The sequence below is a fragment of the Bacteroides muris (ex Afrizal et al. 2022) genome (assembly GCF_004793475.1).
Classification (GTDB): Bacteria; Bacteroidota; Bacteroidia; order Bacteroidales; family Bacteroidaceae; genus Bacteroides; species Bacteroides muris.
On the sequence record NZ_SRYZ01000022.1, the window covers coordinates 22,222 to 45,731 of the forward strand.

Consider the following 23,510-nt stretch of genomic DNA (forward strand, 5'->3'; position numbering starts at 1 on the left):
TTTTTTAATCTGCCTCTTTATGTTCATTAACAGGTGAAATATTTTGTTGCAAACTTGCATAATTTATCAAATCGCCTACAATCTTATAAGGGGGATGTGGACGAAATATATAATCTTGATTGTCCTGCTTCTCCCATCCACTACCAATATGATGCCGTTAAAACCATCAAGACTTCTTTTTATCTCTTACATAGACTGCGGAAATCGCAATATTCACATTTCCGGATGTCCTCTGTTTGGCAGAATGTTTCTTCCTGGCTGAATATCTCCTGCAGGAGTCCGTGTAGCCGTTCGCGGAACTCGTCTTCGAAGAAAGCGAAGTTGCCGACCGGTACCTTGGGTTGCCGTGGAGCCCCCATTTCGATGACCGGAGAATAGCTTTCGGAAGCTGCCCGGTGGATGTAGAGCAAGGAAGGGGCTACCTTCATCGATTGCTTGCGGCAAAGGATGGCTGCGTACAGAAACGTCTGGAAAATATAGCTGGGACGATTGTCGGCGGGAGTAAACAGTTGTTCTATATTCTCGGGAGTCTTGGGAGTACCGCCGGTCTTGTAGTCCACGATACGTAGCGTGTCTCCTTTGCTGTCCAGGCGGTCGATAGTACCGCCTATCTGTAAGGCAAGCTTTCCTTGCGGAGTATCTATTTCCATCGTTTCTCTGACGTCCTGCTCCATACCTTCCATGCGGAACGGGGCATACTGCAGGTCATTGCGCAGGAGCTGGCGCAAGTAAGAGGCAATGACTTTGGAATGGATGAGCTGCGTGCCGTTATACTCCGGTTGCTCCGTAAGGGGTATGTGGAAGAACTTTTCTTTGAAAGCATTGTCTACATAGGCTTGCAGGCGGACATCGTCTTTCAGTAATCGTTCCAGGTCCTCTTTACGTATCTCCCGTCCGTTGGCTGTCAGTTCGTCGTACACCAGTTCGGCGGAACGGTGGAAGAGGGTGCCGAAGAGGGCGGAGTCTATCTCAGCGCTTACTTCATCGGGAGCTTTCAGGCCGGCTACATATCGGTAGTAGAATTTCAGCCGGCAGTCCAGATAGGCATTGAGGGCAGAGGGGGAAAAGAATGCCTGGGGACGTTGGTGGACGTCGTAGGCATTGAACATCTGTTGCAACATTTCCGGTGTCTTGTGAATCTCAATTTTCCGCGCTTGCTGGGGCGATTGTCCGGCTTCAAGGTACTCGAGGGAGATGTCGTGTGGCGACTCAACCAGGAATTGTAGCATGAAGCGGGACATCTCTCCGCGGTTCAGCCCGTCGGAAGAGGTGTTATATAATAAGGTGACGTTTTCTGCCCGCTGGATGAGGCGGTAGAAGTAGTAGGCATAGACGGCGTTCTTGTGTTCGATGGTAGTCATGCCGAATGCTTTCCTCAGGTTGTAGGGGATGAAGGAGGAATCGCCTCCGGCTTTGGGCAGCTGCCCTTCGTTGAGAGAGAGCATGATGAGGTTGCGGAAATCAAGGTTGCGCGTTTCCAGTACACCCATTACTTGCATGCCGATGGCGGGTTCTCCGTGGAAGGGAATGTTGGCGGAGGTAAGCAGGCGGTTCAGCAGTCGCTTCAGTGTGTCTGTGTGCAGACTACTCAGTTCCCCGGTCTCTATCAGATTGAGCAGGCGGTTGACGAGGGTGTAGCTTTTGAACAGAGATTCGCGGTACAGCTGGTTAAAGATGTCTTCCACGTCTTTTTCCTGGCGATAGAGGACGGCTACTTCACGAAGCAGTCCGGTGAGGTAGCCGCATAGGGCAGCGATGCCATTCTGTGGTGTAAAGACTTGTTCAAGGAATGTGTCTTGCTTCAGTTCCGAGGGAAGGGGATAGAAGCGGTTGTCCCGGGTAAGCTGCCTTTCCAGTGCTTCGGCATGGGAGGAAAGCTGCCGGGTATAAGGATGCTTCAGCAGGGTGAGCACGGTCTCGTAGGTATATCGTCCGGTGCCTGCGTGGTAGCCGGTAGTCTGTAGCTCTACAAGGGCGTTGATGAAGCTGTATACCGGAGTTTGGGCAAGGGGGAAACCCATCGTGATGTTGACGTCCCTTACTTCTGCCGGAATGGAGTGGAGGACGGGGAGCAGCAGGGACTCGTTGCAGAGGACCACAGCAGTGTCTTTGAATGAGGAAGGGGTTCTTGATTCTTCACCTCCGGCCGATTCCTCATTATTTTTAATCCATTGCGGCAAGTAGCGGGCTTGTGCATTTTCGGTAGAAGCGGAGATAAAACGTACGTTCTTGGGCTTCCGCAGTACATCAAAAGAAGTTTCGGGCAGTTGGTTGGGGAACAACTTTAGGTTGCGGAGGATGAATTCGCCTGCTTCGTGGGTATAGGGCGGCTTCTGCTCAAGGGGGAGCCGGGTGTAGAACACGTCGTAATCCCAATAGAACATTGCTTTCCCGGCATCCTGCAAGAGTTGGAAGAAGCGGGTTTCTACTCTATTCAGCACATTGAAGCCGACAAATACATAGCGGTCGTAGCGCAGTCGGTCGGTATCGAGTTGCTCCATGACATTGCGGTACATCATGCCTTCGTAGGCAATGCCAAGTTCCGTGAGGTTTCGGCGGTAGTGGTGGTAGATGTCGCCCAGCTTATCCCAGAGGGAGATGAACTTGGCTTTCAATTCCGTTCGCTTTTCTATGGAGAAATTCTGAAAGAATTGTCGGATGGCTTCTTCCTGCTCTTCGTCAAGGAAGTCGTAGTCGTCCATGATGTTCTTCAGTTCTTGCAGATTGCTGAATAGCTTGTTAGCATCTACAAGGTTTTTATCGACGTCGTCGAAGTCACTGATGAGCAGTTCTCCCCAGAAGTAGAAGTCGTCCAAAGTTTCTTCGCTGCGGGTCTCTTCTCGGAATACCTTATATAGTTCGCATACCAGACGGATAGGGTCGCCGGACTTCAATGGCGAGAGTTGACGGAACAGTTCGCTAATGCTGACGTAGGCAGGTGACCACAAAGGGCGGTCTGTTTCGGCTGCCAGGTATTCGTTGAAGAACAGACTGGCACGTTTGTTGGGGAAAACGATGGCAGTGCGCGAGAGGTCGTTTCCTATTTTGGCGTAAAGGTCGCGGGCGACCAATTGGAGGAATGTTTCCATGATTCAGTTGACAATTGATGGTTGATGGTGAGGTGAGTTATACCGGTTCTATGTTGTTCTCTTCTACATACCATAAGTAGCCCTGTATATTTTCTGCGGCATACCCCATGCGGGCTAGCAGTTGCATGTATCCTTGCACTTGTTTGTTGTACTTCTTGTTCGGCTTTCCGAACTTGAAGTCCACCACTACGATTTCTTCACCGCGCATCATCACGCGGTCCGGGCGGCGCGTCCGCAGTTCGCCGTTCTCCTGCCAGATGATGTCGCATTCATTGAACAGCTGCCATGTTCCTGAATACCAGTCCTTGACTTGTGGCAGAGAAAAGGCGCGTTGGGTGAGGTCGCGTATTTCTTCTTCCGTCTCACTCCGTCCAATCACACCTTCAAAGATGAGCTGGCTGATGGCATTGTCAATGTCTTCTTCCGTTTCGATAGCGGAGAATAGGGTATGCAGCAAACGTCCCCGGTTGATGAAGCGCTGGTTGGATTCTGCTTCGTCCACTCCTGCTATGAAGTCTGCCGAACGGTTGGATTGGCGGAATTCGATGTCGTGGAGCATGCTTTCCATGTGGACGGGCAGTTTGACTGGCTTTTGCGAAAATCTGTTAACCGGTTGCTGTTCGTAAACCTTAGGGTTACGTTCGCAGCATAGAGGTTTGGCTTCGTCATCAGCAGGATTGTCTGCGTCATGTTGTGAAACGGGGGCGGGAGAGGGGCAAATCTTGCCGTTCTCGTATATGGTAGCCTCTTCGTCCCAACTGCCCGCTCCGTCCTTGGCTATGCGGGGCAGGGTGTGGGCAAGGAGTTCGGACATGGTTCCCTTCTGTTCCTTCCGGCTCCAGAGAATGAGGTTTTTGCCGGCACGGGTAAAGGCCACATATAACAAATTCAGATTGTCTACCCACAGTTGAAGTCGTTCGTGCAGATAGTCTTGCCGGTATATGGATTCCGCCATGGTGGCGGAATAGTTCACCGGCACTAGGCTGATGGCATTATAAGGCTCTTCCGGCGGTACGCACCACACCAGCTGGTTGTTGGTTTCGTTCTCCAGCTTCCAGTCGCAGAAGGGAATCAGTACGGTATGGAATTCCAGTCCTTTGGACTTATGGATGGAGAGGATGCGTATACCGTCCGTCTCACCGCTGGGGATGGTCTTGTTGCAAAGGGTTTCGTCCCAGTAGCGTATGAAGCTGTCCAGTTCGGAAGAGTTGCTTTGCAGATACTCCGTCACAGCATCGAAGAAGGAGAAGAGGTAGGCATCTTGCTTTTCAATACGGCTCATGCCGAAGATGCTGAACAGTTCTTCCAGCAACTCATACAAGGGCATCAGGCGCAGCGTTTCCCGCCGGGAGGTAAAAGCTTCGGGAAGGGGAGCCGTGTCTTCTTGCTGCTCGTCGTTGGTCTTTTGTAATTTGCAATTCTCCATTAACGAAGCCTCCGCAATCTTGTTTTCCGGATTCGACAGGCAGCGCAGGGCATCCATCAGCATGCAGATGGAAAGGGAAGCATTCAGCCGGAAAGCTTCGTCGGACACGACAGAGAGATGCAGTTCTTTGTCAAAATAGTCGGCTATTGGCGGGATATTCTTGTTCTTGCGGACAAGGATGGTGATGTCATTCAGTGCTACGCCTTCCTCCTGTAGCCGTTGTACCTCTTCTCCTAAGGCGAGAAGGGTTTGCTCTGTATAGTTGTGTTCATCATCCGGTTCAAGGAAGGCGGCTTTTACATAGCCGTATTCCTTGCTCTTGGGCGATTCCTGCACTACGTCGGCATAAGCGCGTTTCAGGGGTAGGCAATCCTCTTTCAGCTCGTTCAGATGCAGTGCGTTGAGGTGGTCTATGGCAGCCGTAAATACTTGGTTGTTGAAACGGATGATGTTCGTTTCGCTACGCCGGTTTGTCTTTAAGGTTTCCACACGGACGGGAAAGTTGTTTAATGGAGAACTTGATTCTCCACTCTCCATTTTCAATTCTTCATTGCCCAAACTGTTCAGTATTCCCCAGTCTCCGTTGCGCCAGCGGTAGATGGACTGCTTCACGTCTCCCACAATCAGACTGTCGGCTCCTTGCGAAAGTCCTTCGAGCAACAGTAGGCGGAAGTTGTCCCATTGCATGCGGCTGGTATCCTGGAATTCGTCAATCATGACGTTGCGTATGTTGGCGCCGATTTTCTCGAAGACGAACGAAGAGTCACCCTCGCGCACCAACTTGTGCAGCAGAGCGTTGGTGTCCGACAATAGAAAGCGGTTATGCTCTCGGTTCAGCGTACGTACCTCTTCGTCGATGTGATTGAGAAGTTGCAGTTTGTTGAGGTGCTGGAGCGAGAGGCGGCAACTGTTCAGCGTACGGTTGCGTTGCGGACGCATTCTTTCAGCTTCCTGCAGTAAAGGCATCAGGCTGGTTTCTGCCAGACGGAGGATGTCGTCCTTCCGTGCAGACGTTTTTGTTGCCCAGTTTTTTGCATCAGCCAAGCTGTTTTGCAGGGTGGCGTTCAGCACTTCCTTGTCCGACAGTCTGCCGTCGCGCAGCTTGCGGAAGTAGCTGCCTATGCCTCGGGCGCCTCCCTTCAAGTCTTCGGGAGTGAGTGCATGCCCTTCCAGTTCGCCCTCAAACTGGTCGCAGAAGCTTTTCATCTGTTCCAGGGCTTCGGTCTCCATGTCGCGCAACACATCCCGGTAGAGTCTCAGCGTGTTCGGAGTACGCAGGCATTGCCGCAGCTTTTCGCCGCGTTCTATGTAGCTTTCATCAAAGATGTTTCGTCCGAAGCTTTTCACTTCGTTCGAGACATTCCAGCGTTTGTCGTCGCGGATGCGCTCGTCGATGTAGTCCAGCAGCCATGCCAGTACGGGAGAAGTGGGGGTGAGCTTCTCGATGAGGCTGTCTACGGCATCACTCAGCACTTCACTGTTGTTCAGCTCTATGTTCAGGTTAGGACTCAGCTCCAGTTCGCGAGCAAGGTTACGCATCACGGATTGAAAAAAGGAGTCGATGGTTTCCACGCGGAAACGGCTGTAGTCATGCAGCATGTATTGCAGTGCCATGCCGGCCCGTTGGCGGATGTCCTCGTCCGTCAATTCGTCTCCACTCTCTCCTTGAGCTTTTAAATTATAATTCTTAATTCTTTCCAGGTATGCTTCGGAAGACGGTTCTCCCTTCCAGATGCCGTAAAGCTGTGTCAGTATGCGTTCCTTCATCTCTGCCGTGGCCTTGTTGGTGAAGGTTACGGCAAGTATCTGCCGGTAGGCGCGTGGATTGATTATCAAATGCTTGATGTATTCCACGGCTAGCGTGAAGGTTTTGCCGGAACCGGCAGAGGCTTTATATACTAATAATTCCATGTAAATCGCTGCATTGAATTTACCTGCAAACGTACACAAAAATAATGAGAAAAATAAATGCCGTTCTATCTTTTCTCACTTGTCTTTTCCTTTCAACAGTTCCTCCATTTTCAATACCTCGTCGCGATACTGGGCTGCTTCGATAAAATCGAGTTTCTTGGCTGCTTCCTGCATAAGCTTCCTGGTGCGTTCGATGCTTTTTTCTAGTTGCTTGCGGCTCATGTACTGTACTATAGGGTCGGCAGCCATCGTAGATGTACTTTCTTGTTCCACATAGGGGCGGGGAGTGCTGGAAGTGAACTTCTCGCTGCTGAGGACGGCTTCGCCGGAAACCTTGTCGGTAACAAATACATTGAGGTTCTTCGCTTTCTTGATTTGCTGTGGCGTGATGCCGTGCTCTTCGTTGTACTTCAACTGCTTCTCGCGACGGCGGTTGGTCTCGTCGATGGTCAGTTGCATGCTGTCCGTTATCTTGTCGGCATACATGATGACCATGCCGTTCACGTTACGGGCGGCACGTCCGGCAGTCTGTGTCAGTGAACGGTGGGAACGGAGGAACCCCTCCTTGTCAGCATCAAGAATGGCAACAAGAGAGACCTCTGGCAGGTCGAGACCTTCACGTAGCAGATTGACCCCGACAAGTACATCGTAGATACCCTCGCGCAAGTCACCCATAATCTTCACACGTTCCAAAGTATCTACGTCGCTGTGGATATAATTACACTTCACGTTATTGTTCAGCAGATATTCGGTCAGTTCTTCGGCCATTCGTTTGGTGAGGGTGGTGACAAGGGTTCGCTCGCTCTTTTCGATGCGTACCTGGATTTCTTCCATCAGGTCGTCTATCTGGTTGTGGCTGGGACGCACCTCGATGATAGGGTCCAGGAGTCCGGTCGGGCGGATGACCTGCTCCACTACGATGCCTTCGGATTTCATCAGCTCATAGTCTGCCGGTGTGGCGCTGACGTAAATCACTTGCTTGGCCATCTCTTCGAATTCATCGAACTTCAGCGGGCGGTTGTCCATGGCAGCCGGTAGGCGGAAACCGTATTCCACCAGGTTTATCTTGCGGGCACGGTCACCTCCATACATGGCACGTATCTGCGGGACGCTGACGTGGCTTTCGTCAATGACTATCAGGAAATCTTCAGGGAAGAAATCCAGCAAGCAGTAGGGGCGGGTACCGGCAGCACGTCCGTCAAAGTAGCGCGAGTAATTCTCAATGCCGGAGCAATGTCCCAATTCGCGTATCATTTCCATGTCGTAGGTTACCCGTTCCTGCAAGCGCTTGGCCTCGAATGGACGACCTTCGTTTTCAAACCATTGCACCTGTTTGTGCAGGTCGTCCTCTATCTCGTGTATGGCACGCAACGTGGCTTCTTTGGTAGTCATGAAGAGGTTGGCGGGATAAATCTTATAGGCGTCGAACCTGGCGACGGTGATGCCGCTCATGGGGTTCACTTCCTCGATGCTGTCTATCTCGTCTCCCCAAAAGGTGACGCGCAGCAGGTTGTCGGCGTAAGCCAGGTAAATGTCCACTGTGTCGCCTTTCACGCGGAAGTTGCCGCGGTTCAGGTCTATGTCATTGCGTACGTAAAGACTGTCTACCAAGCGTCGCAGGAAGACATTGCGGCTGAAGTTCCTGCCTTGCTGCACTTCGATGACGTTGTTGTAGAAGTCTGCCGGGTTTCCCATGCCGTAGATGCACGAAACGGAAGATACTACCACCACGTCTTTCCTGCCCGAAAGCAGGGCCGAGGTTGCGGCAAGACGCAACTTGTCTATCTCGTCGTTAATGGCGAGGTCCTTTTCTATGTAAGTGTCCGAAGACGGCAGATAGGCTTCGGGCTGGTAATAATCGTAGTAGGATACATAATATTCCACAGCATTGTTCGGGAAGAATCCCTTGAACTCGCTATACAGCTGGGTGGCCAGCGTCTTGTTGTGGCTCAATATCAGTGTGGGCTTGTTGATGTTGGCAATGACATTGGCTATGGTGAATGTCTTTCCGGAACCGGTGACACCGAGTAATGTCTGTGCGGGGAGTCCCTCGCGCACACCCTCGGTCAGCTGTGCGATGGCCTCCGGCTGGTCACCGGTGGGCTGGTAGGCAGATGTCAGTTCGAATTTGCTCATTGTCTCTTTTTTAATGCGGCAATATTCGGCAAAATCTTTGAGATAAACAAAATTTTTTTGTTTACTTTGCAGCTATATTGATAACAACCATTAATAATTGTAATACAACGAAGAACATGATTTGGAATGAAAGTATTGAATGCATGGACCGCGAGAGCCTTCGTAAAATCCAGAGTATTCGCCTCAAAAGGACTGTGGAGCGTGTGTATCATGACACTCCTTTTTACCGTAAGAAAATGCAGGAACTGGGAATTACTCCTGATGATATAAACAGTATAGATGATATTGTAAAACTGCCTTTTACCACCAAGTATGACTTGCGGGACAATTATCCCTTCGGACTTTGTGCAGTACCCATGAGTCAGCTTGTACGTATCCATGCCTCTTCCGGCACTACCGGAAAGCCTACTGTGGTAGGCTATACCAGAAAAGATCTTTCGGCATGGTCCGAATGCCTTTCACGGGCTTTTACCGCCTATGGTGCCAGTAGCTCGGATATTTTTCAGGTGTCATACGGTTACGGACTTTTTACCGGCGGACTGGGTGCGCATGCCGGTGCCGAGAATATCGGGGCTTCTGTTATCCCGATGTCCAGTGGCAATACGGAGAAGCAGATTACGCTGATGCATGATTTCGGTTCTACTGTACTCTGCTGTACACCCTCATACGCCCTCTATTTGGCAGATGCCATCAAGGACTCCGGTCTTCCCCGCGAAGAGTTCAGGTTGAAAATAGGAGCATTCGGTGCTGAGCCGTGGACCGAAAGTATGCGTCGGGATATTGAAACTAAATTGGGTATCAAGGCCTTCGATATTTACGGACTTAGCGAGATTGCCGGTCCCGGTGTGGGCTATGAATGCGAGTGCCAGCATGGCACCCACCTCAATGAAGACCATTACTTCCCCGAAATTGTAGACCCGAAGACTCTTGAGCCGGTTGCTCCCGGCCAGACAGGTGAATTGGTGTTCACTCACCTTACGAAAGAGGGTATGCCGCTGTTGCGTTACCGCACAAAGGACCTCACTGCTCTGCATTATGAAAAATGCTCCTGCGGACGTACCTTGGTTCGTATGGACCGTATCTTGGGACGTAGTGATGATATGCTGATTATCCGTGGTGTCAACGTATTCCCCACGCAGATAGAGTCTGTCATTCTCGAAATGCCGGAATTCGAGCCTCACTATCTCTTGCTGGTAGACCGCAAGAACAATACCGATACCATGGAGTTGCAGGTTGAAGTTCGCCCTGAATACTATTCCGACGAAATCAACAAGATGTTGGCTCTGAAGAAGAAGCTCGTAGCCCGCCTGCAGAGTGTACTCGGCCTCGGCGTAGATGTCCGTCTGGTAGAACCACGCAGTATTGAGCGCAGCGTAGGCAAGGCAAAGCGCGTCATCGACAACCGAAAGCTTTAATAACTTATAACTTATAACTCAATAATCATGGTAGCAAAACAACTTTCCATTTTTCTGGAGAACAAGTCCGGCCGCCTCACGGAGGTGACTGAAGTTCTTGCAAAAGAAGGTGTCAACCTTTCTGCTCTATGTATTGCAGAGAATGCCGATTTCGGTATCCTTCGTGGTATTGTTTCCGAACCGGATAAAGCATATAAGGCTTTGAAAAATAATCACTTCGCTGTGAATGTGACAGATGTAGTAGGGATCAGTTGTCCTAATATCCCCGGCTCATTGGCAAAAGTACTCCGTTTCCTATCCGACGAAGGTGTCTTCATCGAGTATATGTATTCTTTTGCCAACGGTGAAACGGCCAATGTTATCATCCGTCCCAACGACATGGATAATTGTATCCGTGTATTGACAGAAAAAAAGGTCGATTTGTTGGCGGCAAGTGACTTGTATAAGCTGTGAAATAGTGGTTAGGGATAATCCCTAATCCCTAACCGTTAATCCCTGTTTCTAACCCGTTCATCTGGTTTTTGAAAAATTAAGGCTCGTATCGTTGCTTTATTCGATGCGAACCTCTATCTTTGCGCATTATTTGAACAAAAGTAATGAAGAAGAACATCCTAATAACTCTGCTTGCAGCATTGCTGCTCTCCTCGTGTGGAGAATACAATAAATTGCTGAAAAGCACGGATTATGAATACAAGTACGAGGCGGCAAAAAATTACTTCGCAAAAGGTCAGTACAACCGTGCTGCTACTTTGCTCAACGAATTGATTGCCATTCTCAAAGGTACTGATAAGGCGGAGGAATCCCTCTATATGCTGGGCATGAGTTACTATAACCAGAAGGATTATCAGACTGCTGCGCAGACTTTCATTCAGTACTACAACGTTTATCCCCGTGGTACATTTACAGAATTGGCACGCTTCCATGCCGGTAAAGCTTTGTATCTGGATACTCCGGAGCCGCGTTTGGATCAATCCGGTACATACAGTGCTATCCAACAGTTGCAGATGTTTATGGAATACTTCCCGCAAAGCTCCAAGAAAGAGGAGGCGCAGAACATGATATTTGCCTTGCAGGACAAGTTGGTGATGAAGGAATATCTGTCTGCAAAACTTTATTATAATATGGGTAACTATCTGGGCAATAACTATCAGGCGTGTGTTATCACTGCTCAGAATGCCTTGAAGGATTATCCATATACCAACCTGCGTGAAGATTTATCCATTCTTATCTTGCGTGCCAAGTATGAATTGGCTGTATATAGTGTGGAAGATAGAAGAGCGGAACGTTACCGTGAAGCTGTGGATGAGTGCTATGCTTTTAAAAACGAATTCCCTGAAAGCAAATATACGAAGGAAGCCGACCGAATCTTCAAGGAGGCACAGAAAATGCTGGGAGAAGGAAGCGAAGAGTAATAATAAGAAGGTACCACAGACTGAAAGTTACGAATTGCAAATGGCAAGCATGAATATGCTAAGTGGTTTGTGATTTAAAGTTTATGATTGATAAAGTAATTAATAATTTGTAATTAATACGATAGATAAATTTATGGATTACAGAAAGACAAATGCTCCTACTACTACGGTGACCCGTGATATGATGGAGTTGTGTGAGGATACTGGTAATGTATACGAAAGCGTAGCGATTATCGGAAAACGTGCCAACCAGATTAGTGTGGAAATCAAGAATGACCTTTCCAAAAAGCTTGCTGAGTTTGCCTCTTACAATGATAATCTGGAAGAAGTGTTCGAAAACCGGGAACAGATTGAGATTTCCCGCTATTACGAAAAACTGCCGAAGCCGACATTGATTGGAACACAAGAGTATATTGAGGGTAAGATTTATTATCGTAACCCGGCTAAGGAAAAAGAAAAATTGCAGTAATGATACAGCGTATTCAATCCGTTTATTTGTTGTTGGTAACTATCTTGCTGGTTGTGACAATCTGTATGCCTGTAGGACAGTTCATTGGAACGGACGGAGTAACGGCACATGTTTTCAAACCTCTGGGAGTGTCTTTGGCTGGCGGAGGATTTTTGTCTACTTGGGGCTTGTTCGGGATATTGTTGCTCAGTGTGCTTGTTTCCTTCTGTACTATATTCCTTTTCCGTAACCGTATGTTGCAAATACGTATGACGATCTTTAGCAGTATTCTGCTGATAGGCTACTACATAGCTTTCTGTGTCTTTATGTTCATTTTGAAGGATAATTTAGATGCAATGACTTTCCAGCTAGGATGGGCTCTCTGCCTTCCGGTGGTAGCCATCATTCTCAACTATCTGGCTTTTCGTGCCATCTACAAGGATGAGGTGATGGTTAAGGCAGCAGATCGTTTAAGAAGATAAGAAGGGTTTTGATAATTAATAATAAAAGGCAGACCACGTGTTTCATTCGGAATACGTGGTCTGCCTTTTTACTGGATTTTTCCTTAGACCTTGTCACTTGGGACTACTGCTGTTCCGTATAAGGCGAGCATATAGATATGGGCGTCTGAGACATCTTTTCAAGTGTGATGGAAGAAAGAGGCGGGAAGTGGGTGAGGGCGGAATATAAAAACGGACAAAAATCCCGGATATCTTAGCAAGAACCTGGGATTTCTGTAGGGATAGCTCAGAATACTACTTGAAGGTATTATTTCTTCAAGTCGAACAAATAAGTAATCTTGGCTGTAATAACTCCATGTGCGGAACGTGAGAAAAAGTCCTTCTTGGTGCTACCATAGAAATCGGACAAAGCATAGTAGTATCTTCCTTCTACAAGGAAATTGCCAGCCTTGGTGCGCAGTTCTATGCCTGCTCCACCTGCAATGCCGTAGTCAAATTTATTGTCTATGGCCTTTCCGTGCTGTTCCACGGTGATGTGGGTGTAGGAGTCTGCTATAGTACCGTCCCAATCACCGTCTATCTTTTCACTGTCGCCAAGCAGGAAACCTATCTGTGGACCGGCATGGATAAAGAATTGCAGACCGCGGTTTTTGCCGAATGCCAGATGTGCCAAGAACGGTATTTCCACATAGTTCATGGTGCGAGTGTAGCTCAGTGTGGGGTAGTCCTCATAGTACTCATTCCAACCGTGCTGTGAGTAGTTTATTTCAATTTGTGCACCGCAAATCATACTGAAATATTTCTCAGAGATATATCGGGCTGTCACACCACCGTTGACGCCCATCAGATTCTTCTGCTTGACAGAGGGAGAGAAGCTTACGCTATTCAGATTGATGCCTCCATTGACGCCGACAGCGAAGTTGTGGCGTTGCTCGCCCACCTGTGCATGCAGAGGCAATACACATGCACACACCAGTAAGGCGAATATGACGATTGTTTTTAGTTTCATTCGAAAATATAGTTACGAGTTATATGAATCCCTAATCAAAGTCCAGTTTCACTAGCTCAAAGTTCTTGGTGAAGTGCACAAAGAACACCTTCTTGTTGATGAAGCCTCCCCAGTTGTTTACCCGTTGGAACTTGAAGCCGGTCTGGATAGGTACCAAATCTAATCCCTGCATGTTTTTCTCGAAAGAAGAGCCGTAGCGCGCAAGTCCTTTCAGGAAGAAATAACCGGTATCAAAGCCTAGCATTCCGAATTTGGGATAGCGCTCATCCATCTCCTTACCATACCATCTGCGATAGGTTTTGGTGAAGTTGATGGCGGCAGGAAGCAGGTTGTTTGTATAGAAAGAGGAATAAAAATAGGTGTCTAACTCAAAGAAGGCTTCCAGGTGGTCTTTGGTGTAGGTCTGCCATTCCGGATAACCGAACAAATGAATACGGCTTTCGGGTTGCTCGCGCACCAATAGCGTTAATTGGGGAAGTATCTTAATCAATGTCAGGTTGCTGCCTGATGTGGGAATGAAGATGTTCTCACGGTCAGCACGTAATACCGTTTTCAAGGATTCTACGGTGACACTCTCTTTCAAGCTCTTCATCGGGATGGAACGGTTGCGTAGTTCGTCTTTCAGTCCCTTGATGAATTCTGCCTTGTCCTTGGTATCCTGGCTGGCTTCAATAAAGATGACATTGGCATTGGGGAACTGGCGTACGAAATGATTGTACACCTCGGAGTACAGATAAGATTGTGGGGTATTTATCTGGTAGATTGCCGGATTTTGAAATACAGTGTTGTCTTTCGACGTAAATGGTATCACCAGACGCGTGTTTTGTTTCTTGGCAAACTCGGCCAGCGGCTTGATATGTTGTTGGTATAGAGGCCCGAAGATGATGTCCATATCTTTCATCTCGCTTTTACCCAGAATGGAGTTCAATGAGGTGTTCTCGGGACCCGAATTGTAAGTATACAGGTCAATGGAAGTGCCGGTACGTTTCAGGCTGTCTACGGCTATCAGCAGACCTTCGTAGTATTCTACCATACGGGAGGATTCGCTCTTCGATACCCCGTCCAGGAAGGGGAGGATGACAGCAGCCTTGATGGTGCTGAAACGCTCTGTCTCTTTTCTGTTTTCGCGGAACAACTCACTGTCGGTAGGTATTGCCTGCGATTGGGTGCTTTGCTCCGTCTGCGCTTTGGGATAGGGAATACAGAGGAAGGTTCCCTTCTTTATTTTGTTTTCGCCTTTCAACTCCGGGTTGGCGGCTATCAGTTCGGTTTCGCTGATGCCGTATTCGCGGCTGATGCTGAATACGGTTTCTTTCCGTTTCACCTTGTGCATGTCACGGCATCGTGATTCTACGGGGCCGGGAATATTGTTGGCAACCATAGTGTTGTTTTGCGTTTCAACTGGGACAATGGTTTTGGCTTCGGTTGTGGAAGGGATGCGGATTACTTGTCCGATACGAAAATTCTCGGCACTCAGTCCCGGGTTGGCATCGCAGATGGCTCTGGCAGATACATTGTATTTTACAGTCAACCGGTAGAGGGTCTCACCGGCTTCGATAGTATGGTATGTCTCTTTTTGTACGTTGGCAGCGTTGCGCGGGATGCGCAGCGTGCGTCCGATGAATATTTTTTCGTCACTGCCGGGATTCAGCTTGATGATATCCGACTGGCTGACGCCGTACATGCTGGCGATGGAATAAAGACTTTGTCCTTTCTCGATAGTATGCAGAAAATAAGATTGATTCTCTTGTGCTACTGCATTGATACTGTATGCACCGGCAAGCAGCAAGGAGCAGATAATGCGGTTAATCGTTTTCATTCAGTAATCGTTGGTTTATGTTTACAATTTCCCAAAGTAGCTGCAAAGGTACGAATATTGTGGCATTCTAACCAAAGGATTGCGTTAAGAAATAATATTGTGCATTTCAAAACTGAAAAATAGCGCTTGCCAGCTGATATTCGGGGGGAAACAGTTATTTTTGCAGTTAAAACGATAGGATTAATCAACATGCAAGAAGAAACAGAATATATCAATGTATATGGTGCGCGTGTACACAACCTCAAGAATATTGATGCGGAAATCCCTCGTAACAGCCTGACTGTGATTACAGGCTTGAGCGGAAGCGGCAAGTCCTCCCTGGCATTCGATACTATTTTTGCCGAAGGGCAACGTCGCTATATCGAGACCTTTTCAGCCTATGCCCGTAACTTTCTGGGTAATCTGGAACGTCCGGACGTGGACAAGATAACGGGATTGAGTCCGGTTATCTCTATTGAGCAAAAAACTACGAACAAGAATCCACGCTCCACCGTAGGCACCACCACAGAGGTCTACGACTATCTGCGTCTGCTCTTTGCCCGTACTGGTGACGCTTATTCTTACCTTTCGGGCGAGAAGATGGTGAAGTATACCGAGGAACAGATTCTTGACCTTATCCTGAAGGATTACAAGGGAAAACGCATTTATATTCTTGCCCCGCTGGTGCGTAGCCGTAAGGGACATTACAAAGAACTCTTCGAACAGGTGCGCAAGAAGGGCTACCTCTATGTACGTGTGGATGGTGAGGTGCACGAAGCTTTGCCCGGTATGAAACTGGACCGCTACAAGAACCACGATGTGGAGGTGGTGATAGATAAGTTGGTGGTGACGGATAAGGATGACACACGTCTGAAGAACAGCGTGGCCACCGCCATGCGCCAAGGTGACGGACTGCTGATGATACTCGATGTGCAGACGGATAGCGTGCGCCATTACAGCAAACGGTTGATGTGTCCCATGACGGGGTTGTCTTATCGGGAACCGGCACCGCACAACTTTTCGTTCAATTCGCCGCAAGGCGCATGCCCTAAGTGCAAGGGGCTGGGAGTGGTCAGTCAGATTGATATTGACAAGGTGATTCCTGACCGTGAGCTCTCCATTGCCGGAGGTGCCATCGCACCATTGGGGAAAGCTAAGAACAGTATGATTTTCTGGCAGATTGCCGCCTTGCTGGAGAAATATGAAGCAACGTTGAAAACTCCGGTGAAGAAGTTGCCGGACGATGCACTGGATGAGATACTCTACGGCTCGGACGAGCGTATCAAGATAAAGAGTTCATTGATAGGTACCTCTTCCGATTATTTTGTGACGTTTGAGGGGGTTGTAAAGTATATCAAGATGCTGCAGGAGAAGGATGCTTCTGCCACGGCACAGAAGTGGGCGGATCAGTTTGCCAAGACTGCCGTTTGTCCGGAATGTCATGGTGCCAAGTTGAATAAAGAAGCGCTTTCATTCCGCATTCACGACAAGAACATCTACGAATTGTCCACGATGGACATCAATGAACTGTATGACTGGCTGGCAAACGTGAACCCGTATCTCAGTAGCAAGCAGCAGCAGATTGCCGGTGAAATCCTGAAGGAAATCCGTACACGGCTCAAGTTTCTGCTTGACGTCGGTCTGGATTATCTTTCGCTGAACCGCAGTTCCGTCAGCCTTTCCGGTGGCGAAAGCCAGCGTATCCGCCTGGCTACGCAGATAGGCTCTCAGTTGGTGAATGTGTTGTATATATTGGACGAGCCGAGTATCGGCCTGCACCAACGAGACAACCAGCGCTTGATATGCTCTTTGAAGGACTTGCGTGACATTGGCAACTCCGTCATTGTGGTGGAGCATGACAAGGATATGATGCTTGCGGCCGATTATGTCATTGATATGGGGCCGAAAGCCGGTAGGCTGGGAGGGGATGTTGTCTTTGCCGGTACTCCCCGCGAAATGCTCCGGACGCATACGCTGACTTCCCAATATTTGAACGGTGAACGTGCCATCGAGGTGCCTGCCAAGCGTCGCGAGGGCAATGGGCACAGCCTGTGGCTGCGTGGCGCCAAGGGTAATAACCTGAAGAATGTGGATGTGGAGTTTCCGTTGGGCAAGCTGATTTGCGTTACTGGTGTTTCCGGCAGTGGTAAGTCCACGCTTATCAATGAGACGTTGCAGCCTATTCTTTCACAGAAATTCTATCGTTCTCTGCAGGACCCTTTGGAGTATGGCAGCATTGAAGGATTAGAATATATAGATAAGGTGGTGAATGTAGATCAGTCTCCCTTGGGGCGTACCCCGCGTTCCAATCCGGCCACGTATACGGGCGTATTTTCCGATATACGCAATCTGTTTGTCGGCTTACCCGAAGCGAAGATACGCGGATATAAGGCGGGACGCTTCTCCTTCAATGTCAGTGGAGGGCGATGCGAGGCTTGCCAAGGCAACGGGTACAAGTGTATTGAGATGAATTTCCTGCCAGATGTGTATGTGCCTTGCGAGGTGTGTCACGGCAAACGCTACAACCGCGAGACGCTGGAAGTACGTTTTAAGGGAAAATCCATTGCCGATGTGCTGGATATGACCATCAACCGTGCGGTGGAGTTTTTCGAGAATGTTCCTCAGATATTGAACAAAATTAAGGTTATTCAGGAAGTCGGATTGGGTTATATCAAGTTGGGGCAGTCCTCCACCACGCTCTCCGGAGGTGAGAGTCAGCGCGTGAAGTTGGCTACTGAACTTTCCAAACGTGATACGGGCAAGACTCTTTATATCCTTGACGAACCTACCACCGGACTCCATTTCGAGGATATTCGCGTTCTGATGAACGTGTTGAACAAACTCGTAGACAAAGGGAATACTGTTGTCGTCATTGAGCATAATCTCGATGTTATCAAGATGGCAGATTATATCATTGATATGGGGCCTGAAGGTGGCAAGGGAGGAGGGGAGCTTCTTTCCTGCGGGACGCCTGAAGAGGTGGCAAAAAGCGAGAAAGGCTATACTCCGAAATTCCTGCGTGAAGAGCTGGAAGCTGATAAAATAAAATTTGTAAATTGCCATGGTGAAAATCAATAAGACGAATGCAGCAAGGCTTCTCGACAAGGCCAAGATTGCGTATGAGCTCATTCCCTACGAGGTGGATGAGAATGACTTAAGTGCAGTGCATGTAGCTGCCAGTTTGGGTGAGGACATCAATTGCGTGTTCAAGACGCTGATTCTTCACGGTGATAAATCCGGCTATTTTGTTTGTGTCATTCCGGGTGAGCACGAAGTGGATTTGAAGCTGGCGGCAAAGGCATCGGGTAACAAAAAGTGTGACCTTATTCCGGTTAAGGAACTTTTACCCCTGACAGGCTATGTCCGGGGCGGGTGTTCACCCATCGGCATGAAGAAGCCTTTCCCTACCTATATTCACGAAACGTGCCTTCAGTTTCCATATATTTATATCAGTGCCGGACAACGCGGTTTGCAGCTTAAACTAGACCCGAAGGATTTGGTAAGGGAAGTACATGCAGAGGTTTGTGTTCTTTTTAATGAATAAATCTTCTATTTTTTGCTGAGATATTTTAATTATATAAGGAAATATTCAATAGAATTTATATATTTGCAGGAATTATTCAAGAAATCAATCTAATTACTAATTCTAAAAACTAATTTTTATGTTCAACAAACACCCTAAAGGTCTGATTGCCGCATCTTTTGCTAATTTGGGCGAGCGCTTCGGCTTTTATACCATGATGGCCATTCTTGTACTTTTTCTGCAAGCCAAGTTCGGACTGGATGGAAAAGAGGCAGGGTTGATTTACTCAACATTTTATTTTTCTATTTACATTCTTGCATTGATAGGTGGTATTATTGCCGACAGAACTCGTAACTACAAAGGTACCATCTTTACCGGTATTGTCTTGATGGCGGTAGGCTACTTGATGCTGGCCATCCCGTCTCCTACACCGGTTGCCAATAAAACCTTGTTTTTGGTGATTACTTGTGCAGCCTTGTTTGTCATAGCTTTCGGAAATGGCCTTTTCAAGGGAAATCTTCAAGCGCTGGTAGGGCAGATGTACGACAATCCCCAATATTCCAGCATGCGCGATTCCGGTTTCTCCTTATTCTATATGTTCATCAATGTAGGTGCCATCTTTGCTCCGTTTGCCGCAGTAGGCGTACGTAACTGGTGGCTGTCCACGTTCGGCTACAATTATGATGCCGACCTGCCTGCCCTTTGCCACGGACATCTGGCTGGAACGCTGACTCCCGAAGCTGTGGACACTTACAGCGCATTGGCGGCAAAAGCCACTATTTCCGGAACACCCGTAACGGATATGACGGTATTTGCCAATGAATATCTGAATGTGTTTACTACCGGTTTCCACTATGCATTCGGTGTAGCTATCTTGGCTATGGCTCTTTCTCTGGTGATTTTTATCATCAACAGAAAGAAGTTCCCCGATCCCAGCAAGAAGGTTGCTGCAAAAGTAGGCGACGCAACTGTTGTGGAGATGAGTGCGCAAGAGGTGAAACAGCGCATGTATGCATTGTTTGCCGTATTTGGTGTGGTAATTTTCTTCTGGTTTTCTTTCCATCAGAATGGATTGACGCTGACTTATTTTGCCAAGGAATATACAGATTTGAATTTGTTCGGAATGGCTATTTCCGCTGAGCTATTCCAGTCTTTGAACCCGATTTTTGTTGTGTCTCTGACACCAGTTATTATGGCTGTTTTTGCAGCACAACGTGCCAAGGGTAAAGAGCCTTCCACTCCGCGGAAGATTGCCATCGGTATGGGTATTGCTGCCACCGGCTTTCTTATAATGGCTATCGGTTCTTATGTAAGCAACTTGCCGATGCACAAGGATATTATCGCTTTGGGTACTTCTCCGGTGAAGGTGACTCCGCTGTTGCTGATGGTTACCTATCTGATATTGACTGTTGCCGAGTTGTACATATCTCCGTTGGGCATTTCATTCGTGTCCAAGGTGGCTCCTCCCAAATATCAGGGTATCATGCAGGGCGGTTGGCTGGGTGCTACTGCCATTGGTAATCAGTTGCTCGTTATCGGTGCTATCCTCTACGAAAGTATCCCTATCTGGATGACGTGGACGGTATTCGTAGTAGCGTGCTGCATTTCCATGTTTACCATGCTGTTCATGCTAAAATGGCTTGAAAAGGTGGCGAAGTAATCGGAAACGGAAGATAAAACCAAAGGCTGCGCAATGTTCGTAATGAACTGCGCAGCTTTTAATTTTTGGAGGACTTTTAATGCCGGGGCTCAGATTTCCAGTCCCATGATGTAGTCATTCATATAATATCCGTTTCCTATCGGGAAATCCCCTTCACGGAGTTTCTGCATTCCCATGTGTTCGTAGAACTGCAGTGCCTTGTTGTTACGGTTCACATTCAGCTCCATCACACAAGGGCCGGGATGTACTTCCTTGATATACCTGATGGCTTCACGGAAGAGGAAACTGCCGCAATGTGCACCTTGGTAATGTGGGAGTACATAAATCTTCTGCAAGTGAAATAAATTTTCCCCTTGCTGCTCTACAGACACATAGCCCACCGCTTCACATTCCTTGTAAGCCAGAAAGTAGACATGACCTTCTTCTTCCATTTGTTTACGGATATTGTCCAATGAATACATCCATTCCATCATGTAGGCGGTCTGCTCGGGAGTAAGGATATCCTTATACGTAACGGGAAATATTTGTTGCGCAAGTTTCTGAATCAGTGCGCAATCTGCTGTCGTTGCTTTTCTTATAGTAAACATATCGGTGGTATTTATACTGTTTGGGTTGTAAAGTTAAGTCTTTTTTGTGAAACAATCGTTATCTTTGCAGACCGTTACCGAACTAACTAATTCTGATTTTAAAAAATATGGCATTTACGAGCAACATTATGATTGTCCGCCACAGATTGCTGAAGGAACTGGTAAAGCTGTGGAATAATAACGAACTTGTGGATAAAATAGACCGGCTGCCTATCGAGCTGAGTCCGAGACGGTCCAAGCATGCGGGACGCTGCTGCGTGCACAAAGAGCGCGCAGTGTGGAAGTACAAATCACTGCCGTTGCTGGGACTTGATATGGAGGACGAGATGGATGAACTGACTCCTTTGTCGGAGTACGCTGCCCGTGCACTGGATAGAGCGGAGAATGGCAAGCCGAAAGACAATATCATGTGTGTGATTGACGAAGCTTGTTCGGCATGTGTGCAGATAAACTACGAGATTACGAACCTTTGCCGCGGATGTACGGCACGCGGTTGCCAGGTGAATTGTCCCAAGAAAGCTGTACATGTCAAGGAGAGCGGGCAGGCGTGGATTGACCATGATGCGTGTATCAGTTGCGGCATCTGCCATAAGAGCTGTCCCTACCATGCCATTGTTTATATTCCTGTACCTTGTGAGGAAGCTTGTCCCGTAAAAGCCATCAGTAAGGATGAGAAGGGGATAGAGCATATCGACGAAAGCAAATGTATCTATTGCGGAAAGTGTCTCAATGCATGTCCGTTCGGAGCAATTTTCGAAATATCGCAGGTATTTGACGTGTTACACAGAATCCGCAAGGGTGAGCAGGTGGTAGCTATTGTGGCTCCGTCCATCCTGGGGCAGTTCAAGACAACCATTGAACAAGTGTATGGCGCATTGAGACAAGTTGGTTTTACGGATGTCATTGAGGTAGCTCAGGGAGCGATGGATACTGTCAGCAACGAGGCGCACGAGCTGATTGAGAAGTTGGAAGAGGGCCAGAAGTTTATGACGACTTCCTGCTGTCCGTCTTATATAGAGCTGGTGAACAAGCATATTCCTGCCATGAAGCCCTACGTGTCAGGTACCGGGTCTCCGATGTATTATGCCGCCCGCATTGCTAAAGAGAAGTATCCGGATGCGAAGGTGGTCTTTATAGGTCCTTGCGTCGCCAAGCGCAAAGAGGCGCAGCGTGACGAGGCGGTGGACTTCATCATGACTTTCGAGGAAATGGCTTCTGTGCTTGCCGGGCTGGATATTCAGATGGAGCAGGCACAGCCCTATTCCATGAGTTTCACTTCTGTGCGCGAGGCGCATGGCTTCGCGCAGGCAGGGGGCGTGATGGGTGCCGTGAAAGCCTATCTGAAGGAAGAGGCGGATAAAATCAATGCCGTACAAGTGGCTAATCTGGATAAGAAAGCTATTGGTGCGTTGCGTGCTTACGTCAAGTCGGGCAAGGCTCCGGGGCAGTTTATTGAAGTGATGGCTTGTGAGGGCGGTTGTATTACCGGGCCATGTTCGCATAATGAAATAACTGCCGGAAAGCGCCAGCTGACGCAGGAGTTGGCAAAGAGAAAAGAGACGTATTAGCCCTTTGTCCGTTTATATGAAGCATTTGATTGACAAACTGCGGAGCAATCGCAGGCTGGATGCCGAAGAGTATAAAGCCTTGCTTCTTTGTCGGGACACAGCCCTTGCAGCCTACCTGCAAGGGCTTGCCCGGGAAGAAGCGCTTGCCCGCTTTGGTAATAAAATCTTCATTCGCGGACTGATTGAGATAACCAACCGTTGCCGCAATAACTGCTACTATTGCGGCATACGGAAGGAGAACCGGAACATCACCCGTTATGAGCTGACGCAGGAGGAGATTCTTTCGTGTTGCCATGAAGGCTATCGGTTGGGCTTCCGTACCTTTGTGCTGCAAGGGGGCGAAGCGCCGGCGGTGAAGGATGAGGGGATGGTGGAGACAGTTGCCGCCATCCGGCAATCCTTCCCGGATTGTGCCATTACCTTATCCTTGGGCGAGAAATCGCGGGAAGCCTACGAACGTTTCTTCCTGGCAGGTGCCAACCGCTATCTGTTGCGGCACGAAACCTGCAATGAAAGGCACTATCGCAAGCTCCATCCGGCGGAGATGTCTCTTTCTCACCGGTTACAATGCCTGGGGTGGTTGAAAGAGATAGGCTATCAAGTGGGAACCGGAATCATGGTAGGCAGTCCTTACCAGACGGTGGACTATCTGGTGGAAGACATTCTCTTCATCGAACGGTTTCATCCGGAGATGATAGGCATAGGACCTTTCCTTCCGCATCACGATACTCCGTTTTCCTCTTTTTCATCGGGAGATATGGAGTTGACGTTGAAGCTGCTTTCTATCTTCCGGCTGATGCATCCTTCCGCACTGATACCTGCCACTACTGCCTTGGCTACACTTGCCCCGGACGGACGGGAGCGGGGAATATTGGCGGGCGCCAATGTCGTGATGCCCAACCTTTCCCCTTCTCATCAACGGGCAAAGTATTCCCTTTACGACAACAAAGCCTCTGTGGGTGCTGAAGCTGCAGAAGGTTTGCAGAAACTGGAGGAGCGACTGAAAGGAATAGGCTATGAAGTGTCCAAAGAGAGGGGGGATTATGAGAATGGATAATTCTCAATTC

At 48.5% G+C, this 23,510-nt stretch carries 16 protein-coding genes and 1 pseudogene; 11 read left to right on the top strand and 6 right to left on the bottom strand.

Annotated elements, in window-relative coordinates; translation table 11 throughout:
* Positions 1-84 precede the first annotated feature (84 nt).
* Positions 85-177, top strand: a pseudogene (locus E5355_RS20350) (SDR family NAD-dependent epimerase/dehydratase); the annotation flags it as partial.
* A gap of 2 nt (positions 178-179) precedes the next feature.
* Here E5355_RS20350 and E5355_RS10780 read toward each other — a convergent pair.
* The 3 genes from E5355_RS10780 to uvrB all read right to left on the bottom strand — a co-directional run bounded on the left by E5355_RS10780 (position 180) and on the right by uvrB (position 8,562).
* Positions 180-3,089: a PD-(D/E)XK nuclease family protein gene (locus E5355_RS10780; protein WP_136010375.1), complete on the bottom strand. Its 2,910-nt coding sequence runs from the start codon at positions 3,087-3,089 to the stop codon at positions 180-182.
* Between the two features lie 37 nt (positions 3,090-3,126).
* A complete protein-coding gene (locus E5355_RS10785; RefSeq protein WP_136010376.1) occupies positions 3,127-6,426 on the bottom strand; it encodes a UvrD-helicase domain-containing protein in 3,300 nt (1,099 codons plus the stop codon).
* Positions 6,427-6,501: 75 nt separating this feature from the next.
* Complete coding sequence (gene uvrB / locus E5355_RS10790; RefSeq protein ID WP_136010377.1) at positions 6,502-8,562, bottom strand: excinuclease ABC subunit UvrB; 2,061 nt, start codon at positions 8,560-8,562, stop codon at positions 6,502-6,504.
* Positions 8,563-8,678: 116 nt separating this feature from the next.
* On the opposite strand from uvrB, the gene E5355_RS10800 reads away from it, so the two are divergent.
* The 5 genes from E5355_RS10800 (at position 8,679) to E5355_RS10820 (ending at position 12,319) form a co-directional block, all read left to right on the top strand.
* Complete coding sequence (locus E5355_RS10800; RefSeq protein WP_136010379.1) at positions 8,679-9,977, top strand: phenylacetate--CoA ligase family protein; 1,299 nt, start codon at positions 8,679-8,681, stop codon at positions 9,975-9,977.
* A 27-nt stretch (positions 9,978-10,004) separates the two neighbouring features.
* Complete coding sequence (locus E5355_RS10805; protein ID WP_117588771.1) at positions 10,005-10,430, top strand: amino acid-binding protein; 426 nt, start codon at positions 10,005-10,007, stop codon at positions 10,428-10,430.
* Between the two features lie 143 nt (positions 10,431-10,573).
* A complete protein-coding gene (locus tag E5355_RS10810; protein ID WP_136010380.1) occupies positions 10,574-11,389 on the top strand; it encodes an outer membrane protein assembly factor BamD in 816 nt (271 codons plus the stop codon).
* Positions 11,390-11,522: 133 nt separating this feature from the next.
* The gene (locus E5355_RS10815) at positions 11,523-11,858 is read left to right on the top strand and encodes a DNA-directed RNA polymerase subunit omega (protein ID WP_136010381.1); all 336 of its coding nucleotides are present in this window, start codon (positions 11,523-11,525) and stop codon (positions 11,856-11,858) included.
* On the top strand, positions 11,858-12,319 hold the full coding sequence (locus E5355_RS10820; RefSeq protein WP_136010382.1) for a DUF4293 domain-containing protein: 462 nt from the start codon (positions 11,858-11,860) through the stop codon (positions 12,317-12,319). The genes E5355_RS10815 and E5355_RS10820 overlap by 1 nt, the downstream gene beginning before the upstream one ends.
* Before the next feature lie 286 nt (positions 12,320-12,605).
* Here E5355_RS10820 and E5355_RS10825 read toward each other — a convergent pair whose 3' ends face one another.
* Together E5355_RS10825 and E5355_RS10830 are read right to left on the bottom strand one after the other, a co-directional pair.
* The gene (locus E5355_RS10825; RefSeq protein WP_136010383.1) at positions 12,606-13,307 is read right to left on the bottom strand and encodes a porin family protein; all 702 of its coding nucleotides are present in this window, start codon (positions 13,305-13,307) and stop codon (positions 12,606-12,608) included.
* Positions 13,308-13,338: 31 nt separating this feature from the next.
* The gene (locus tag E5355_RS10830) at positions 13,339-15,126 is read right to left on the bottom strand and encodes a LysM peptidoglycan-binding domain-containing protein (protein WP_136010384.1); all 1,788 of its coding nucleotides are present in this window, start codon (positions 15,124-15,126) and stop codon (positions 13,339-13,341) included.
* A gap of 189 nt (positions 15,127-15,315) precedes the next feature.
* On the opposite strand from E5355_RS10830, the gene uvrA reads away from it, so the two are divergent.
* The 3 genes from uvrA to E5355_RS10850 all read left to right on the top strand — a co-directional run bounded on the left by uvrA (position 15,316) and on the right by E5355_RS10850 (position 20,288).
* Positions 15,316-18,183 (top strand): excinuclease ABC subunit UvrA, encoded by a 2,868-nt coding sequence (uvrA, locus tag E5355_RS10840; protein WP_136010386.1) that lies wholly within the window; start codon positions 15,316-15,318, stop codon positions 18,181-18,183.
* Entirely contained in the window at positions 18,170-18,649 is a 480-nt protein-coding gene (gene ybaK / locus E5355_RS10845; RefSeq protein WP_136010408.1) for a Cys-tRNA(Pro) deacylase, read from the top strand. The genes uvrA and ybaK overlap by 14 nt, the downstream gene beginning before the upstream one ends.
* A 118-nt stretch (positions 18,650-18,767) precedes the next feature.
* Entirely contained in the window at positions 18,768-20,288 is a 1,521-nt protein-coding gene (locus E5355_RS10850; protein ID WP_136010387.1) for a peptide MFS transporter, read from the top strand.
* An 89-nt stretch (positions 20,289-20,377) separates the two neighbouring features.
* On the opposite strand, the gene E5355_RS10855 is transcribed toward E5355_RS10850, so the two are convergent.
* A complete protein-coding gene (locus tag E5355_RS10855; protein ID WP_136010388.1) occupies positions 20,378-20,875 on the bottom strand; it encodes a GNAT family N-acetyltransferase in 498 nt (165 codons plus the stop codon).
* Between the two features lie 107 nt (positions 20,876-20,982).
* Between E5355_RS10855 and E5355_RS10860 the strand changes: the two genes are divergently transcribed.
* Together E5355_RS10860 and hydE are read left to right on the top strand one after the other, a co-directional pair.
* On the top strand, positions 20,983-22,443 hold the full coding sequence (locus E5355_RS10860) for a monomeric [FeFe] hydrogenase (protein ID WP_136010389.1): 1,461 nt from the start codon (positions 20,983-20,985) through the stop codon (positions 22,441-22,443).
* A 16-nt stretch (positions 22,444-22,459) separates the two neighbouring features.
* Positions 22,460-23,500, top strand: a complete 1,041-nt coding sequence (gene hydE / locus E5355_RS10865) for a [FeFe] hydrogenase H-cluster radical SAM maturase HydE (RefSeq protein WP_136010390.1) — start codon at positions 22,460-22,462, stop codon at positions 23,498-23,500.
* Positions 23,501-23,510: the final 10 nt, after the last annotated feature.

Excerpts from the sequence above, each read along its gene's own strand:
- E5355_RS10800 (WP_136010379.1), top strand. The coding sequence starts at position 8,679 with ATGATTTGGAATGAAAGTATTGAATGCATGGACCGCGAGAGCCTTCGT.
- E5355_RS10780 (WP_136010375.1), bottom strand. The coding sequence starts at position 3,089 with ATGGAAACATTCCTCCAATTGGTCGCCCGCGACCTTTACGCCAAAATA.
- E5355_RS10805 (WP_117588771.1), top strand. The coding sequence starts at position 10,005 with ATGGTAGCAAAACAACTTTCCATTTTTCTGGAGAACAAGTCCGGCCGC.
- E5355_RS10830 (WP_136010384.1), bottom strand. The coding sequence starts at position 15,126 with ATGAAAACGATTAACCGCATTATCTGCTCCTTGCTGCTTGCCGGTGCA.
- E5355_RS10855 (WP_136010388.1), bottom strand. The coding sequence starts at position 20,875 with ATGTTTACTATAAGAAAAGCAACGACAGCAGATTGCGCACTGATTCAG.
- E5355_RS10820 (WP_136010382.1), top strand. The coding sequence starts at position 11,858 with ATGATACAGCGTATTCAATCCGTTTATTTGTTGTTGGTAACTATCTTG.
- E5355_RS10825 (WP_136010383.1), bottom strand. The coding sequence starts at position 13,307 with ATGAAACTAAAAACAATCGTCATATTCGCCTTACTGGTGTGTGCATGT.
- E5355_RS10850 (WP_136010387.1), top strand. The coding sequence starts at position 18,768 with ATGTTCAACAAACACCCTAAAGGTCTGATTGCCGCATCTTTTGCTAAT.
- uvrA (WP_136010386.1), top strand. The coding sequence starts at position 15,316 with ATGCAAGAAGAAACAGAATATATCAATGTATATGGTGCGCGTGTACAC.
- E5355_RS10785 (WP_136010376.1), bottom strand. The coding sequence starts at position 6,426 with ATGGAATTATTAGTATATAAAGCCTCTGCCGGTTCCGGCAAAACCTTC.
- hydE (WP_136010390.1), top strand. The coding sequence starts at position 22,460 with ATGAAGCATTTGATTGACAAACTGCGGAGCAATCGCAGGCTGGATGCC.
- E5355_RS10815 (WP_136010381.1), top strand. The coding sequence starts at position 11,523 with ATGGATTACAGAAAGACAAATGCTCCTACTACTACGGTGACCCGTGAT.
- E5355_RS10810 (WP_136010380.1), top strand. The coding sequence starts at position 10,574 with ATGAAGAAGAACATCCTAATAACTCTGCTTGCAGCATTGCTGCTCTCC.
- uvrB (WP_136010377.1), bottom strand. The coding sequence starts at position 8,562 with ATGAGCAAATTCGAACTGACATCTGCCTACCAGCCCACCGGTGACCAG.
- E5355_RS10860 (WP_136010389.1), top strand. The coding sequence starts at position 20,983 with ATGGCATTTACGAGCAACATTATGATTGTCCGCCACAGATTGCTGAAG.